The sequence below is a fragment of the Elusimicrobiota bacterium genome (assembly GCA_016706425.1).
GTDB lineage: Bacteria > Elusimicrobiota > Elusimicrobia > FEN-1173 > FEN-1173 > JADJJR01.
Window position 1 is genome coordinate 1397901 of sequence record JADJJR010000001.1, and the last position, 15148, is coordinate 1413048.

General features: G+C 62.8%; 13 protein-coding genes. All 13 read left to right on the forward strand.

Annotated elements, in window-relative coordinates; translation table 11 throughout:
* Positions 1 to 23 precede the first annotated feature (23 nt).
* Complete coding sequence (locus IPI56_05620) at positions 24 to 803, forward strand: hypothetical protein (protein MBK7545215.1); 780 nt, start codon at positions 24 to 26, stop codon at positions 801 to 803.
* Positions 804 to 814: 11 nt separating this feature from the next.
* Positions 815 to 2272: an aminotransferase class I/II-fold pyridoxal phosphate-dependent enzyme gene (locus tag IPI56_05625; protein MBK7545216.1), complete on the forward strand. Its 1458-nt coding sequence runs from the start codon at positions 815 to 817 to the stop codon at positions 2270 to 2272.
* A gap of 20 nt (positions 2273 to 2292) precedes the next feature.
* The gene (locus IPI56_05630; protein MBK7545217.1) at positions 2293 to 2691 is read left to right on the forward strand and encodes a TraR/DksA family transcriptional regulator; all 399 of its coding nucleotides are present in this window, start codon (positions 2293 to 2295) and stop codon (positions 2689 to 2691) included.
* Positions 2651 to 2908, forward strand: a complete 258-nt coding sequence (locus IPI56_05635) for a sulfurtransferase TusA family protein (protein ID MBK7545218.1) — start codon at positions 2651 to 2653, stop codon at positions 2906 to 2908. The genes IPI56_05630 and IPI56_05635 overlap by 41 nt, the downstream gene beginning before the upstream one ends.
* Entirely contained in the window at positions 2905 to 4356 is a 1452-nt protein-coding gene (locus IPI56_05640) for a leucyl aminopeptidase (protein ID MBK7545219.1), read from the forward strand. Before IPI56_05635 ends, IPI56_05640 begins: the two co-directional genes overlap by 4 nt.
* Positions 4353 to 4883, forward strand: a complete 531-nt coding sequence (locus IPI56_05645) for a type 1 glutamine amidotransferase (protein MBK7545220.1) — start codon at positions 4353 to 4355, stop codon at positions 4881 to 4883. The genes IPI56_05640 and IPI56_05645 overlap by 4 nt, the downstream gene beginning before the upstream one ends.
* Before the next feature lie 71 nt (positions 4884 to 4954).
* Positions 4955 to 5752, forward strand: coding sequence for an ABC transporter substrate-binding protein (locus IPI56_05650; GenBank protein MBK7545221.1), 798 nt, complete (start codon positions 4955 to 4957; stop codon positions 5750 to 5752).
* A gap of 142 nt (positions 5753 to 5894) precedes the next feature.
* Positions 5895 to 7745, forward strand: coding sequence for a HAMP domain-containing protein (locus tag IPI56_05655; GenBank protein ID MBK7545222.1), 1851 nt, complete (start codon positions 5895 to 5897; stop codon positions 7743 to 7745).
* Positions 7742 to 9673, forward strand: a complete 1932-nt coding sequence (locus tag IPI56_05660; protein ID MBK7545223.1) for a response regulator — start codon at positions 7742 to 7744, stop codon at positions 9671 to 9673. The genes IPI56_05655 and IPI56_05660 overlap by 4 nt, the downstream gene beginning before the upstream one ends.
* A complete protein-coding gene (locus IPI56_05665) occupies positions 9670 to 10758 on the forward strand; it encodes a response regulator (protein MBK7545224.1) in 1089 nt (362 codons plus the stop codon). The genes IPI56_05660 and IPI56_05665 overlap by 4 nt, the downstream gene beginning before the upstream one ends.
* Positions 10755 to 11444 (forward strand): RNA pseudouridine synthase, encoded by a 690-nt coding sequence (locus tag IPI56_05670; GenBank protein ID MBK7545225.1) that lies wholly within the window; start codon positions 10755 to 10757, stop codon positions 11442 to 11444. Before IPI56_05665 ends, IPI56_05670 begins: the two co-directional genes overlap by 4 nt.
* On the forward strand, positions 11441 to 12673 hold the full coding sequence (gene glgC / locus IPI56_05675) for a glucose-1-phosphate adenylyltransferase (protein MBK7545226.1): 1233 nt from the start codon (positions 11441 to 11443) through the stop codon (positions 12671 to 12673). Before IPI56_05670 ends, glgC begins: the two co-directional genes overlap by 4 nt.
* Complete coding sequence (locus tag IPI56_05680; protein ID MBK7545227.1) at positions 12652 to 15132, forward strand: DUF3536 domain-containing protein; 2481 nt, start codon at positions 12652 to 12654, stop codon at positions 15130 to 15132. The genes glgC and IPI56_05680 overlap by 22 nt, the downstream gene beginning before the upstream one ends.
* Positions 15133 to 15148: the final 16 nt, after the last annotated feature.

Below are 15148 nucleotides of genomic sequence, written 5' to 3' on the forward strand. Positions count from 1 at the left end.
ATCATCATCCCTGGAGGCTTCTCATGCGCACGCGCGCGTTTGTTCTGACCGGTGTGGCTTTGTTGGCGTTCTCCGCCGCCCACGCCCGCATCAATCATTTGGAACCGTGGTCGCCGGGTTATGACGCCGGGGTGCCGGACCGCGCCCTGAGCCACGCTCTGAACGTCTTCATCGGCAACGACGCGCAAGGGGTCGACGCGACGGAATTCGCCTACACCCTCACGACCCCGGTGCGGGGGAATTGGGAGTTGGGCGGCGGGGTTTCTTATTTATCCTACGACGCGCAGGGCGCCAGCGAATCCGGTTTGGCGGATTTGAAATTGGGCGCCAAACGGTCCCTGGACAAGGGCTTTTTGCCCGCGTCCTGGAAAGGTTCCTTGGAGGCCGGCCTGACGCTTCCGACCGGCGACGACGACAAGGGCCTGGGCGCCGGCGGGTTTGGGGTTTTCGGCGGCGGGGGTTTGAGCTTCCCGATTGAGGCGGTGCGGGGGTATCTGCAGGCCGGCTACACCGTTTACACCAAAGGCAGCGACACCCGGTGGGGGAACACCCTGCGCTTCGTCGCGGGGGCGGAATACGTTTTGAGCGACGAATGGCTGTTGACCGGCGACCTCCGGCTGTTCGACCACGCCCGGGATGAAATCAACGGTTTTAAGAGCGCCGACGCGGCCAAGGAAGCCTACTTGGCCCCCGGCGCCGTCTGGCGCCCGGCCGACAGCCCGATCCGCCTGCAGGGGACCCTGCTTCTGGGCTTGACCGACGACGCCTTCGACCTCGGGTTCCAATTGGGGTTGCGCTTCTAAAACACAGTCTCATGCGGCACGATCGCGCCCCCCTGTTCGAGACCGTCCTCAACCACGCGAAAAACAACGTGGTGAGCTTCCACACGCCCGGTCACAAGAACGGGCGGGGCGTGGATCGCCGCCTTCGGTCCTTCACCGGACGGAACCTTTACCGCATGGACCTGACCGTTTTCCCCGAGGTCGATTCGCTGCACGACCCGGTCGGGCCGATCAAAAAAGCCCAACAGTTGATGGCCCAGGCCTACGGGGTCGAGCATTCGTTTTTCCTCGTGAACGGTTCCTCCGTCGGAAACATGATCATGCTCATGAGCGCCTGCCGGCCGGGCGATTCGGTGATCATTTCGCGCAACGCCCACAAATCCACCATGGCGGGGGTGACCCTGTCCGGCGTTTGGCCCATCTGGATCCAGCCGAAAGTCGACCAGCACCTCGACATCCTGCTGGATTCCAGCCCGGAGCAAATCGAAGAAGCCCTGCGGCTCTTCCCCGAAGCCAAGGCCGTTTTCGTCACGAGCCCGACCTACAACGGGGTCACGGCCGATTTGGTAAAAATCGCCGAGATTTGCCGGTCGCGGGGCAAAATATTGCTGGTGGACGAGGCGCACGGACCGCACCTCAAATTCCACAAGGAATTGCCCGTGTCGGCCGTGGAGGCCGGCGCGGACATGTGCGTCCAGTCCACGCACAAAATCCTTTCCGCCTTGTCCCAGGGGTCGGTGTTGCACGTTCAATCGGACTTGGTGGACGTCTCGCGGGTGCGGAAAGTGGTGTCCCTCCTGCAAACCACAAGCCCGAATTACCTGATTCTGGCGAGCCTGGACGTCGCGCGGCGGCAGGCCGTGTTGGAAGGGCACCGGCTCTTCGACCGGGTGCTTCGCCACGCGGAATTCGCCCGGCGTCGCATCAATCAGTTGAAGAACATGTCGATCTTCGGACGCAAGGAAATCCAGGCGCTGGGCTACGACCTTGACCAAACGAAATTGACGGTCAACGTGACGCGCACGGGTTTGTCGGGGTTGGAGGTGGAGGATTTGCTGGCCGAGAAGTACCGCGTGCAGGTGGACGCGGCGGACCTCTTCAATTTGATCGCGATCATGGGCATCGGGACCGACAAGTCCGACGTCGAGCGGTTGGTGGACGCCCTGGCGGACATCGACCAAAAGCACCGCGGTTCTTCGCGCAACTGGGTCCTGCAGATTCCCGAATTGACGACGGAAATGGTGATGAACCCCCGGGACGTGTTTTTGTCGCACAAGGGAAAGCGGGTGCCCCTCAACAAGGCGGTCGGGCAGATTTCGGCCCAGACCCTGACCCCCTACCCCCCGGGCATCCCGGTGTTGATTCCCGGCGAAAGAATCACTCAAGAAATTGTAGACTACCTCGCGGATTTGGCCCGAAAAGACATCCGCGTGGTGGGCCAGGAAGGCGACGAATTGCGGACCATCAAAATCGTCGCCGCCGCCGTTTAGATTTATTTTAAGGAGACTTTATGGCCACGAAAAAAAAGAAAAAACCGGCCGCCCCGGCCCCGATTCGAAGGAAAAAACAACCCGGCACGCAGGCCTACGAAAAACGGCTGCTCGCCATGCGGGAAGATATTTTGCGCGTTGTGAAAGGAAACCAGCCCGGCGAGATGCCCCTGGCGGAAGTGGGCGATGAGGCCGACGCCGCGACGCAGTCCTCCGAGCGCGAACTCCTGTTCGAATTGTCCGACAACGAGCGGAACACCCTGGACGCCGTGGAAGCGGCGATCCGCAAAATCAACACCGGCGTCTACGGTCTGTGCGAAGCCTGCCGGAAGAAAATTCCCGCCCTTCGCCTCAAAGCCATCCCGCACGCGCGCTACTGTGTCCAATGCCAGGCGCGGTTTGACTTTCCGCGGCGCTAAAAAAACAATCGACGCGCGGGGCTTGAAGTGCCCGCTCCCGACGCTGCGGGCCGCCTTGGCGTTGGAGCGACTGCCCGCCCGCGGGCGGTTGGTGTTGCGTTCCGACGACCCGGTCACCGCCCGGGAGTTTCCCGCCTGGTGCCGGGAGTTTAACCACACCTTGATCCGCACGGAGGAACGGGGCGGCGTTACCCGCTTCGAAATTCAAAAAAAATGAAAATCACCTTTCGATTCGACGGCAAACCGATCGACGGGCCCGTGGCGCGTTTCGCCGCGGCGGGCGCGGACGGTCCCCAGGCCCTCGCGGCCACGACCGACGGCGGCGCGAAATCCCTCGCGTTGGCGCGGGAGGACGGGTTTCGCGGGAAAGCCGGGGAAATCCTTTGTGTGCGGGGGGGCGAAACGACCCTGTGGATCGGCGTGGGCGACCCCGATTCCGTGGACGGCACGGCGCGCCGGTCCGCGGGCGCGGCCCTTTGCCAGCGTTGGCGCGAGGCCCGGTGGCCCCGCGTGGCGGTCGCCTGGCCGGCGGAATGGACCGAGCCCGGCCATGTGGGGGAGTTCGTCGAAGGCGCGCGCTTGGCGGCCTACCGGTTCCTTCGGCACCAAAGCGGGGGGAACGAAGAGGCCCGGACGCGCGCGGTGGTCTTCCGCCTGCCCGCGACAGCGGCCCGGACCGCGGCTCTGCGGCGGGCCGAAACCGTCGTGGGCGCCGTGGATTTCGCCCGGGACTTGATCAACACCCCGGCCAGTTTGAAGACCCCCGCGGTTTTGGCCCGTCGGGCGGCCGCTTTAAGCGGCGGCGGGGTGCGAACGAGAATTTTCCAAAAGGCCGCCCTGGAGCGGATGGGCGCGGGGGGCCTGTTGGGCGTGGGGCGCGGCAGCGCCCACCCCCCGGTGATGGTGCATTTGCATTACAAGCCCGCCCGCGCGCGCTCCCGGATCGCCCTCGTCGGGAAAGGCGTGACGTTCGATTCCGGCGGGTTGTCGCTCAAGCCCGCCGACGGCATGATGACCATGAAGTACGACATGGCCGGCGCGGCCATCGTGATGGCGGTGTTTTGGGCCTTGAAAAGGCTGCGGCCCGACGTGGAGGTCCACGGCGTGGCGCCCCTGACGGAAAACATGCCGGGACCGGCCGCCTACAAGCCCGGAGACGTGGTGCGGGCGATGAACGGGAAAACCATCGAGGTACTGAACACCGACGCCGAGGGACGGGTCATTTTGGCCGACGCGTTGTCCTACGCCGCGCGGTTGCCGGTGGACCGGGTGATCGACGTGGCCACCTTGACCGGCGCGGCCACGGTGGCGCTGGGCAAGGCCTACGCCGCCCTGATGACGGACGACGACGCCTTGGCCCAGGGGTTGACCGACGCGGCGCGCGCCGCGGGTGAAAAAGTGTGGCGCCTGCCCTTGGAAAAATCCTACCGCGACCACATCAAAAGCCACGTCGCCGATGTGAAAAACATCGGAAACCCCGGGGAGGCCGGCACGATCATCGGGGGTTTGTTTTTAAAAGAGTTCGCGGGAAAAAAACCCTGGGCGCACCTGGACATGGCGGGCATCGGCTGGAACGGCGTCGGCTCGGCCCTGTCGCCGGCGGGCGCGACCGGGGCCCTCGTCCGCACCTTTTTGAATTACGTCACGGCCGGGGGAAAAGCGTGAGTCTCCAAGGGAAGAAAATCGGGATTTTGATCGAAAAAGATTACCAGGACCTGGAAGTGTGGTACCCCGCCCTCCGGTTGCGCGAGGAGGGGGCGGAGGTGCTGTTGATCGGGACGGTGGAGCGGGCGACCAAAGGAAAATACGGGTACCCCGCCACGGCCGATCGGCTGATGGAGGAGGTGAGCGCCGCGGAGTTGGACGGATTGATCGTGCCCGGCGGATGGGCTCCGGATTTCCTCCGGCGGTACGCGCCGGTTTTGCGGTTGGTCCGCGACATCGCCCAGGCGGGAAAACCCTTGGCGGCCATCTGCCACGCGGGGTGGGTGTTGGCCTCGGCGGGGGTTTTGAAGGGGAAAAAAGCGACGTCTTTTTCCGCGATTCGCGCCGACGTGGAAAACGCGGGCGCCGCCTGGGTGGATGAGGCGGTCGTGGTGGACGGGAATTTGATCACGTCGAGAACCCCGGACGACCTCCCGGCGTTCACGCGGGCTTTCATCGACGCCTTGGGCCGGGGACGGCGCCCGTGAACCCGCCCGCGGCGTTTTCGGCCCGGCGGCCCCTGTCCATCGCCCACAGCCCCGACCCCGACGACGCGTTCATGTTTTACGGGTTGGTCAAGGGCGGCGTCTTGCCCGAGGGGTGGCGGGTGAAGCACGTTTTGAAGGACATCCAATCCCTCAACCGGGACGCCGCGCGGGGAAAACACCACGTCACGGCGATCTCGGCCGCGGCGTTTCCCGACGTGGCGGACCGTTATTGGGCGTTGTCGGTGGGCGCCTCGGTGGGGCGAAAATACGGCCCCCGGGTCGTTTGCCTGCCCAAAAACCGGGCGCGACTGGCCGGTGACGATTGGAGCGGTCTGCGGATCGCCACCCCGGGGCCCCAAACCACCGCCCTCCTCCTTTTGCGTTTGGCGCGACCGGGCTTCACGGCCGTGGACCGCCCCTTCGACAAAATATTGGACGACGTGCGGCGCGGGCGGGTGGACGCGGGGTTGATCATCCACGAAGGGCAACTGACCTACGCCCGCCACGGCACCGAACTGGTCCTCGATTTGGGCCGCTGGTGGCACCGTGAAACGGGGTTGCCCATTCCCCTGGGTTTGGATGTGGTCCGAAAGGATTTGGGTCCCGCCGTCGCCCGTGGGTTGGCCCGGTTGTTGCACGCCAGCATCCGCCACGCGTACAAAAACCAAAAAGAGGCCGTGCGTTACGCGCTGAAATTTGGTCGCGGCATCGGGGCCGACGTGGGGGCGAAATTTGTGAAAATGTACGTCAACCGGGACACCCTGGACATGGGCGCGGAAGGCGTGCGGGCCCTGCGGACGCTCTACCGTCTCGCCGCCCGCCGGGGGTTGATCAAAAAGGCCCCCGTGTTTAAAGTTTTCCGTCCTTAACTTCGGCGATTTCCCAACTTGACAGCCCCCCGATCCGGGGGTATAGATAAGCGTGGCCATGGACACCCCGTCACCTCTTCCCGCCCCTTCGTTCCAACACCCGCCCGGTCGTTCGAACGTCCGCCCTTCCCTGTTCAAACGGATGGCCCACCTCTTTTTGGCCATCGACAGTCGTCTTCGGCCCTGGCTTTTCCGCGTGGGCTTGCGCGGGCGCCTGTTGTTTATCTTTTTCCTGTCCATCGGACCGGCGGTGGGGCTGATCGTCAACGAGCACTTCCGGCGTGAAAAAACGGATTTAGAAGAGGCCCGCGGCCTCTCCTTGATTGCGGCCGAAATGGCCGCCGCCGAATACGAAAAAATCTTGGACACCACCCGCCAAGTTTTAATGACCTACGCGCAAATCGATGGGTTGCGCCGGGGGGGGCGGGTCGAAGCGGAAAAGCTTTTGCGTTCGTTGCAACCCCTTCATCCGCGTTTTGTCAACGTGGGGTTGACCGACGCCAAGGGCGCGCTTTTGGCCAGCGCGGTGGCTCGGTTGGATCGCCTGGGCCGGGGGGTGCCGATCGAGCACCAAAGGGCCCTTTTCAGCAACGGGTTCGCGGTGGGGGACTTCCAAAACGACACTCTCACGGGACGGTCGGTGATTCATTGCGTTTATCCCGTCGTCGGTTCCGGGGGCCGAGCGTCCCGGCTGATTTTTGCTTCCCTGGATTTGCGCGGCTTGGGTTTCGACACAAAATCCTTCGCCCGGCTCGCGGGGGGGCGGTTGATTTTATTGGACCGGCAGGGGCGCCTTCTGGCGTCCACCGATCCCGTCCTGGTCCCGGGCACAACGCCCCCCTGGCCGGAAAAAACATTGCGCTTGTTTGAAAACAACCAGGAGCCGAAATTGGTCGTGGAAGACGGCGTACATTTGTTTGGCCGAAGTTTACTGCGGTTGTGGCCGAACCCCGGCTTGTCGGTTGTTTACGACGTTTCTTTGGAGGTGCTCCATCGGCCCCAGCACCGGCAAATGATCGGGGGCGTCCTGTCGATGGTCTCGGCGTTGATGTTCGCCGGTTTTTTCGTGTCTGTCGCCGGGCATTTGTTCCTCACCCGCCACGTCGGCAACCTGATCGTGGCCACGGAGCGGGTGAGTCGGGGGGACATGACGGCCCGCACGGGCATTCGGGACGAGCCGGGAGAGTTGGGGCGCTTGGCGCGGGCCATCGATGTCATGGCCGAGAACATCGGGGAGCGGGAGCGCTCCCTCGCCGCCGCCCGCGGAAGTTTGGAGGAGCAAGTGAAGGAGCGGACCCGGGAATTGGAAGAAACCAACAAAGAATTGGAAACTTTCGGGTACTCGGTGTCGCACGATTTGCGGGCGCCGCTCCGGGCCATTGACGGATTTTCGCAAATCCTTTTAAACGAACACGCCGCGGGTTTGACACCCGAGGGGCGACGCTTGCTCGGGGTCGTGGTCAAAAACACCAAACACATGGCGGTTTTGATCGATGATTTGATGGTTTACTCGAAATTGGGGCGGCAAAGCGTGATGCCCGGTTCCATCGACATGGACGAACTGATTCGGGATTTGAAACTGGAGTTCACCACGATGCAACCCGATCGCACGGTCACTTGGGACATCGGCCCGCTGCCGGCCGCCTGGGGCGACGCCGGCATGTTGCGGCAGGTGTTTTACAACTTGCTCACGAACGCCCTCAAATTCACGCGCCAGACCGTCAACCCCCTTGTGCGAATCGCGGGGGAAAAAGTGGACGGGACGACCCGTTACGTGGTGCGGGACAACGGCGTCGGCTTTGACTCGAACCACCAGCGGCGTCTCTTCCAACCTTTCCAACGCCTCCATTCCGCCCAGGAATTTGAAGGAACCGGCGTGGGATTGGCGATCGCTCAACGGGTGGTGGTCAAGCACGGGGGAACGATCGTGGCCGAGAGCCAACCCCAGGAAGGGGCGACGTTCACCGTCACGTTGCCGGTGGGGCCCCTGTGAGCGCACCGACCCGCGTCTTGATGGTGGAGGACCGGCCCGAAGATCGGGAGCTTATCGAGCACGAATTGAAGAACGCCAAGATCCTGTTCGAATCCCAAAACGTGACGACGCGGGAAGATTTTTTGAAAGCTTTGCGGTCCTTTAAACCCGACATCGTCCTGTCCGATTTCTCCTTGCCCGAGTTTGACGCTTTGGAGGCCATCGGCATCCTGAGACGGTACGAAAGCGCGGTGCCGTTTATCCTGGTGACCGGCGCGCAGTCGGAGGAAATCGCCGTGGAGTGCATGAAACGCGGTGCCGACGATTACATCATGAAATCGACCCTCAAACGTTTGCCGTCCGCCGTCCTCAACGCCCTGAAAAACCGGGCCGCGGAACAACAGATCGCTCAAACCGAGGGAACCCTGCGGGAGCAGGAACGGCAATATCGGACTATCGCCGAACACACCCGGGATTTGATTTACATTTTGGACGCCCAGGGGCAATTCACCTACGTCAGCCCGTCATTCCGCCAAAGTCTGGGGTACGATCCCGCCGCGTTGGTCGGGTTAAAGGCCTTCGCGTTGATTCATCCCGATGACACCGTCACGGCGCGCGAGGTGTTCCGCAACTTGCCCGCCACCGGGAACGGGCACGCCGTGCCGTTCCGCTACAAGACCCAAGACGGACGTTGGCGGCAATACGAATCGGTGGTCAGTTGGGCGGTGGATGAAAAGGGCGACAAGATCCAGGCGGTGGTCGTGGCGCGGGACATCGAAGACCGGCGCCAGTTGGAGGACCAGGTGCGCCAGGCCCAAAAAATGGACGCGGTGGGGCGGTTGGCCGGCGGCGTGGCCCACGATTTCAACAATTTGCTGACCGCCATCAACGGTTATTCGGATTTGCTTCTACGGGCTTTGGAGGAAGGCGACCCGCGACGCGCGGACGTGGAGGAAATCAAGGACACCGCCGCCCGGGCGGCGGCCCTGACCCAACAATTGCTCGCTTTTTCCCGACGGCAAATCACCCAACCGACGGTGATGGACGTGAACACGGTGGTGGGCCGGGTGGAGAAAATGCTGCGCCGGCTGATCGGGGAAGACATTGCCCTCAAAACGGTCTTGGCTCCGGAACTGCACCGGACCCGGGCGGATGTGGGCCAAATCGAGCAAGTGATTATGAATTTAAGCGTCAACGCCCGGGAAGCCATGCCCCAGGGCGGAACCCTGATTTTGGAAACGGCCAACGTGTCCTTGGGGCCCGAGGCCGAGGCCCCCGCCGGCGATTACGCCCTGCTCACGGTCACCGACACCGGCTGCGGCATGGACCCCGCGGTGGCCGAACACCTGTTCGAGCCGTTTTTCACCACCAAGGACAAGCGACGGGGCACGGGCCTGGGGTTGTCCACCGTCTACGGCATCTTGCAACAGGCGGGGGCGCACATTCGTCTCACCACCATCCCGGGGCAGGGAACCGCGTTTCGTCTGTATTTCCCGCGCGTGGACGACGCGCCGGCCCCCGCGGCGACCGCTCTGCAAAGCGACGACGCGTTTTTCCGCGGGAACGAGCGCGTTCTTTTGGCCGAGGACGATCGGGCGGTTCGGGTCATGGCGGCCCGCGTTCTTCGCCAGGGGGGGTACCGCGTGACCGAGGCCGCCAACGGCGAGGAGGCCCTCCGGCTGACCGAAGACCCCAATTTCGCCGTGGATTTGTTGATCACCGATGTCGTGATGCACGGTCTGAGCGGTCCGGATCTGGCCAAAATATTAACGGAAAAACGGCCGGGGGTGAAAGTGGTCTATATCTCCGGCTACATGGGAGAGGACGCCCGCACGAGTGTTTTGAAAGACGCCGGGGCGACCTTTTTGCCCAAGCCGTTTCGCCCCCGGGATTTGCTTCAAAAGGCGCGGACCATCCTCGACGGCGGCCCGCGCCCGGAGGGGGCATGAAAGTTTTGGTGGTGGACGACGACAGGTCGGCGCGGGATTTCGCCGCGCGCGTGTTGGCTGAAGCCGGTTACGAGGTGTCCACGGTCGATTCCGGCGAGGCGGCGCTGACCCGCTTGCCCGAGGGCTTCGAGATCGTCGTGACGGATTTGGACATGCCCGGGGGTCTCAACGGGGTTCAGGTCACCCAGGAGGTTCGGCGATCGACCGCGGCCGACGTGGTGATCATGACCGCTTTCCCCGATATGTCCACGGCCATTCACGCCGTGCGGGCGGGCGCGTACGATTATTTGGTGAAACCCTTTTCGCCCGACACGCTGCGGTTGGCGGTGGATCGTTGCGCCCAACGGCGGCGGCTTTCCAAGGAATTGGAGCGGGAGCGCGCTTTAAAAGAAGAGTTGAGCCGCGCTTACAACGAACTGTCCCGGATGCAAAAAGTCCGCGATCTCCTCGGCCAATTCACGACGCCGGAGGTGGTCAAGTTCGTGACCGAGCACCCCGACGATTTTCGCACGCGGGGGGACCGCCGGGTGGTGACGGTGATGTTCGTCGACGTGCGGGGTTTCACACCGTACGCGGCCAAGGTGTCCCCGGAAGAGGCGGTCGGCACCTTGAACCAGTACTTTGAACTTCTGGTGGGCGCCGTGCAGGAAAACGGCGGGGTGGTCAACAAGTTTTTGGGGGACGGTTTGATGGCCGTTTTCGGCGCGCCCCAGCCCAACCCCCGGCACGCCCTCGACGCCGTTTGGGCGGCCCACAAGGCGCGAACCCTGTTGCATTTCCTTTCCCCGGAGGCCGATTTGCAATTGGGGTTCGCCATCAACACCGGCGAAGTCGTGGCCGGTTGCCTGGGCGCCAAGGACCGGACGGAATACAGCGTGATCGGATCGCCCGTCAATCTGGCCGCGCGAATGGAAAAGGCCGCGCGACCCGGGGACATTTTGGTGGGCCCCGAAACGGCGCGGCTTGTTCAAAACGATTTTTTCATTGAAACCTTGCCCGCCTCCGTGTTCGCCGGATTCACGGACCCCATCGCCCTGGGATCGGTGGTGGGGCCGCGCGACCCCGTACAATCCCTCGCCTCTTGACTCCCGGCGCCGTTCTCCTGGAAAACGAGGACCTCCTCGTGATCGACAAACCCGCGGGACGGGACGTGATCCCGTCCCGGGACCCCCGCGCGCCCGCCTGTTTACGGGACGAGTGGTCCGCGTTGCGGGGACGCGTGTGGGTGGTGCACCGTTTGGACCGGGACACCAGCGGGGTCTTGGTTTTCGCCAAAAACCCCGCCGCCCATCGACGTTGGAACGCGGCTTTTGTAAACCGGCGGGTTCAGAAATCCTACCTGGCGATCGTTCGGGGGGAATTGCCCTTGGTCGGCGCGGTGGTTCAACCCCTGCGGGAGTTCGGGTCCGGACGGATGGGCGTGGACCCCCGGGGCAAACCTTCGGAAACGCGGTACGCGGTTTTGAGCGCCGGCAACGGCGCGCGGGTTTTGACCGTGACGCCCGTGACCGGTCGACGGCACCAAATCCGGGCGCATATGGCATTCGCCGGGGCGCCCGTGGACGGCGACCCCCTTTACGGTCCCGCGCCGCGGCCCATCGGGGGCGCGCCCCGCCTGATGTTGCACGCCTGGCGGTTGTCGTTGCCGGGGGAACCCGCCTTCCCTCCGGCGGTGGAAGCCCCGTGGCCCAGGGCCCTGCGCGATTGGATCCGCGTTGTCGGCGCGGAACAAATAGTGTATCGTGAGGCCGAAAGGGGGACCGGTCTATGATCCGTTCCAAAATTCTCGGAATCATCATGGCGGGAGGCAAAGGCGAGCGGCTTGTGCCGTTGACCACCGAACGCGGGAAACCGGCGGTGCCCTTCGGCGGCAAATACCGGATCGTGGATTTCGTCCTCAGCAACTTCGTGAATTCCGGCATTTTCTCCGTCTATGTCTTGGTGCAGTACCTGTCGCAATCCCTGATCGATTATTTGCGGATTTCCTGGTCCAACCGCGGCTTGACCCCCGACCACTTCATCACCGTGGTGCCGCCCCAAATGCGCATGGGGGAAATGTGGTACCGCGGAACCGCCGACGCCGTCACGCAAAATCTCAACCTCATCCGCGACTTCGACCCCGATTACGTGGCGGTGTTCGGGGCCGACCACATTTACCGCATGGACATCAGCCAGATGCTGGCCTATCACGTTGAAAAACAAGCGCACGTCACGATTTCGGCCCTTCCGGTCCCGTTGGACGAAGCCAAGTCGTTCGGCATTCTCAATGTGACCAAATCCGGGCGCGTGACCGAGTTCGACGAAAAGCCGAAAAACCCGCGGGCGATGCCCGGGGACCCCGACCGGGCGTACTCGTCCATGGGTAATTATATTTTCAACCGGGACGTCCTCGAGGAGGTTTTGACCGAGGACATCAAAAAGGATTCCGCCCACGATTTCGGCAAGTCGATCCTTCCGGGCATCCTGGAACGCTGTCGCGTGTTCGCCTACAATTTCCGAACGGCGCCCCTGCCGGGTCAAAAAGAGTACGAAGAGCCGGGGTACTGGCGCGACGTGGGGAACATCGAAGCTTATTGGTCGGCGCACATGGACTTGTTGGGGGAAAAGCCGCGGTTCGATTTGAACAACGACGATTGGCCGATCATGGCCGGGCGCTACAACGGGCCGCCGTCGCGGATCCTGGGGCGCCAGGTGGAAGACAGTATTTTGAGCGAAGGCGTGGTGATCAACGGGGCCTTCGTTCGGCACTCCATCATCGGCCGGGGCGTGGTGATCGAGCCCGGGGCGGTGATCGAGGACAGCGTCCTGATGGATTTCTGCCACGTGGGGCGGGACTGCCGCTTTCGTAAAGTGGTGGCCGACCGGTTTAACCAATTCCCCGACAACACCTTCATCGGCCAAAACCCGGAACAGGACCAGACGTCGGGATTCCATGTCGACAAATCCGGGATCGTGGTCGTGGGGCGGGGCCGCAGCAAATGGGCCCACTTGAAACGATAAGCCAGGCGTCCTCCATGCGCTACCTGTGCGTTCACGGCCATTTTTACCAGCCCCCCCGCGAGAACCCCTGGCTGGAGGACATCGAAGTTCAGGACTCCGCCCACCCGTACCACGATTGGAACCAGCGCATCACCCGGGAATGCTACGCCCCCAACGCCGCGTCGCGCGTTTTGGACGTACGGGGGCGCATCACCGACATCGTCGACAATTACCGGAAAATCAGTTTCAACTTCGGTCCGACCCTGCTTTCGTGGATGGAACGCGGGGCGCCGGAGGTTTACGCCCGCCTTTTGGAAGGGGATCGGGCGAGCGTCCGCGCCCGCGGGGGACACGGGAACGCCCTTGCCCAGGTTTACAACCACATCATTATGCCCCTCGCGTCCCAGCGGGACAAGGAAACGCAGGTGGCCTGGGGCTTGGCGGATTTTGAACACCGTTTCGGACGAAAAGCCGAAGGCCTTTGGCTGTCCGAAACCGCTGTGGATTCCGCGACTCTCGAAACGCTCGCCGCGCGGGGGATCAAGTTCACGATTTTATCGCCCACCCAAGCGCGGCGCGTGCGCCCGCTGCGGCGCGCCGCGGACAAGGAGGGCGCCCCCGCGGGGGATTGGCACGACGTGACGGGGGGGCGCATCGACCCCAGCCGGCCTTATTTGTGGCGGTCGCCCAAGGGGGCGAGCATCGCTCTTTTCTTTTACGACTCTCCCATTTCCCACGCGGTGGCTTTCGAGGGTCTCTTGAACAACGGCGACGTTTTTGCGGACCGTCTCTTGTCCGGCTTCTCCCCGCAACGGGACGGGGCGCAACTCATGCACATCGCCACCGACGGGGAATCCTACGGTCATCACCACCGGTTCGGGGACATGGCGCTGGCCTTCGCCCTGCAACGCATCGAAAACTCCCGGTCGGCGGTTTTGACGAATTACGGACAATTCCTTGAAGTTGCGCCGCCGCATTGGGAAGTGGAAATCCACGAAAATTCGTCTTGGAGTTGCGCTCACGGGGTGGAACGGTGGCGGTCCGATTGCGGCTGTCGCCTGGGGCACCACGCGGGCTGGACCCAGGCGTGGCGGGCCCCCCTGCGGAACGCTCTAAATGCGGCCGCGGAAGGCATTGACCGGGTCTTTGAAAAACACGGCGCCCGCTACTTTCAAGACCCTTGGGCGGCGCGGAACGCCGCCGTCGCCCTGACGTGGAACCATCGTTTGAACGGGGTCGCGGAGTTTTTTGACTCTCAGGCGCGCCCGGGGTTGACGGAGGAAGAGCGGCGGGACGCTCTTCGGTTGTTGGAGATGGAACGTCAACGCCTTCTTATGTTTACGAGCTGCGCGTGGTTTTTCGATGAAATTTCTGGATTGGAAAGCACCACCGTTTTGACTTCCGCGGCGCGGGCTCTGGAACTGGCGGCCGCGTACCCGGAAGGCCTGGGATTGGAAAAGGCGTTTCTCGACACCTTGGCGACGGCGAAAAGCAATATCCCCGAGATGGCCAACGGCGCCGTGGTGTACGAACGTTTCGTTAAGCCCGTTCAGGCCGGTCCTCTGCGGGTGGCGGCCCACCAGGCCATGAAAACCCTTTGGCGCGCTGAGGAAACCCGGGGTCGGGTGTACTGCTTTGATTTTGAATTCCTTGAGCAACGGACCGAGCGGACGGCGGGCACCGCCCTCTCGCTGGGCCGCATTCGCGTCGAGTCCCGAATCACGCGGGAGACTCTGGACGCCGCCTACGCGGTGCTGCATTTGGGGGGGCACGATTTTCATTGCGTTTTAAAGTCTTCCCCGGATCCGACGACCTGGCGCGCCGCCCAAAATCAGATTTGGGACCGCTACGCCTCCGGCACTCTGACCGAAGTCCTCCACTTGTTCTCCGAACATTACGACGCCAACGTGTACGATCTGCAGGACCTCCTGTTGGAGGATCGCCGGCGAATCCTGGGGGCGGTTATCGAGGATATATTGGGGCGCTTTGAGGGCATCTCACGCCTGTTGGTGGATGAAAACAAAAAATTGATGAATTATCTCTTGAAATCGGCGTTTCCCATGCCCCACGCCTTTCGGCTGGCGTTGGAAGCCGTTCTGGGTCGAGACATGCACCGGGCCATGGTCCTCCACGAAAAAGACGAGGGGGAAACAGCGGGCTTGGTGAGCGTCTACGACGAGGCCAAGCGGTTCGGCATACAATTGAATTGGGCCCACGCCGCCTGGTTGGTTCAAAAGCGCCTGGAAAGCCATATCGGGGCTCTGATGACACAGCCCGGAAGCGACCGGGCGGAAAAATCCCTCAACTTGCTGGCTTTGGCGGACCGATTGGAACTCCCGGTTTATTTGTGGGAAGTGGAAAACAATTTTCTCTCCCTTTGGAAAGCTCGTCTGAGGGAATGGGTGCGCGAGAATCCCTCGACCACCGAAAACCGCTCCTTTGAAAGGCTGGCGGCTCGTTTGCGGATGACGATCGATTAGTTTTTTGTATAATGAA

What these genes read in the sequence shown, in the direction of transcription:
- IPI56_05620 (MBK7545215.1), top strand. Translation starts at nt 24, where the DNA reads ATGCGCACGCGCGCGTTTGTTCTGACCGGTGTGGCTTTGTTGGCGTTC.
- IPI56_05625 (MBK7545216.1), top strand. Translation starts at nt 815, where the DNA reads ATGCGGCACGATCGCGCCCCCCTGTTCGAGACCGTCCTCAACCACGCG.
- IPI56_05630 (MBK7545217.1), top strand. Translation starts at nt 2,293, where the DNA reads ATGGCCACGAAAAAAAAGAAAAAACCGGCCGCCCCGGCCCCGATTCGA.
- IPI56_05640 (MBK7545219.1), top strand. Translation starts at nt 2,905, where the DNA reads ATGAAAATCACCTTTCGATTCGACGGCAAACCGATCGACGGGCCCGTG.
- IPI56_05650 (MBK7545221.1), top strand. Translation starts at nt 4,955, where the DNA reads ATGTTTTACGGGTTGGTCAAGGGCGGCGTCTTGCCCGAGGGGTGGCGG.
- IPI56_05655 (MBK7545222.1), top strand. Translation starts at nt 5,895, where the DNA reads ATGGCCCACCTCTTTTTGGCCATCGACAGTCGTCTTCGGCCCTGGCTT.
- IPI56_05665 (MBK7545224.1), top strand. Translation starts at nt 9,670, where the DNA reads ATGAAAGTTTTGGTGGTGGACGACGACAGGTCGGCGCGGGATTTCGCC.
- glgC (MBK7545226.1), top strand. Translation starts at nt 11,441, where the DNA reads ATGATCCGTTCCAAAATTCTCGGAATCATCATGGCGGGAGGCAAAGGC.
- IPI56_05680 (MBK7545227.1), top strand. Translation starts at nt 12,652, where the DNA reads ATGGGCCCACTTGAAACGATAAGCCAGGCGTCCTCCATGCGCTACCTG.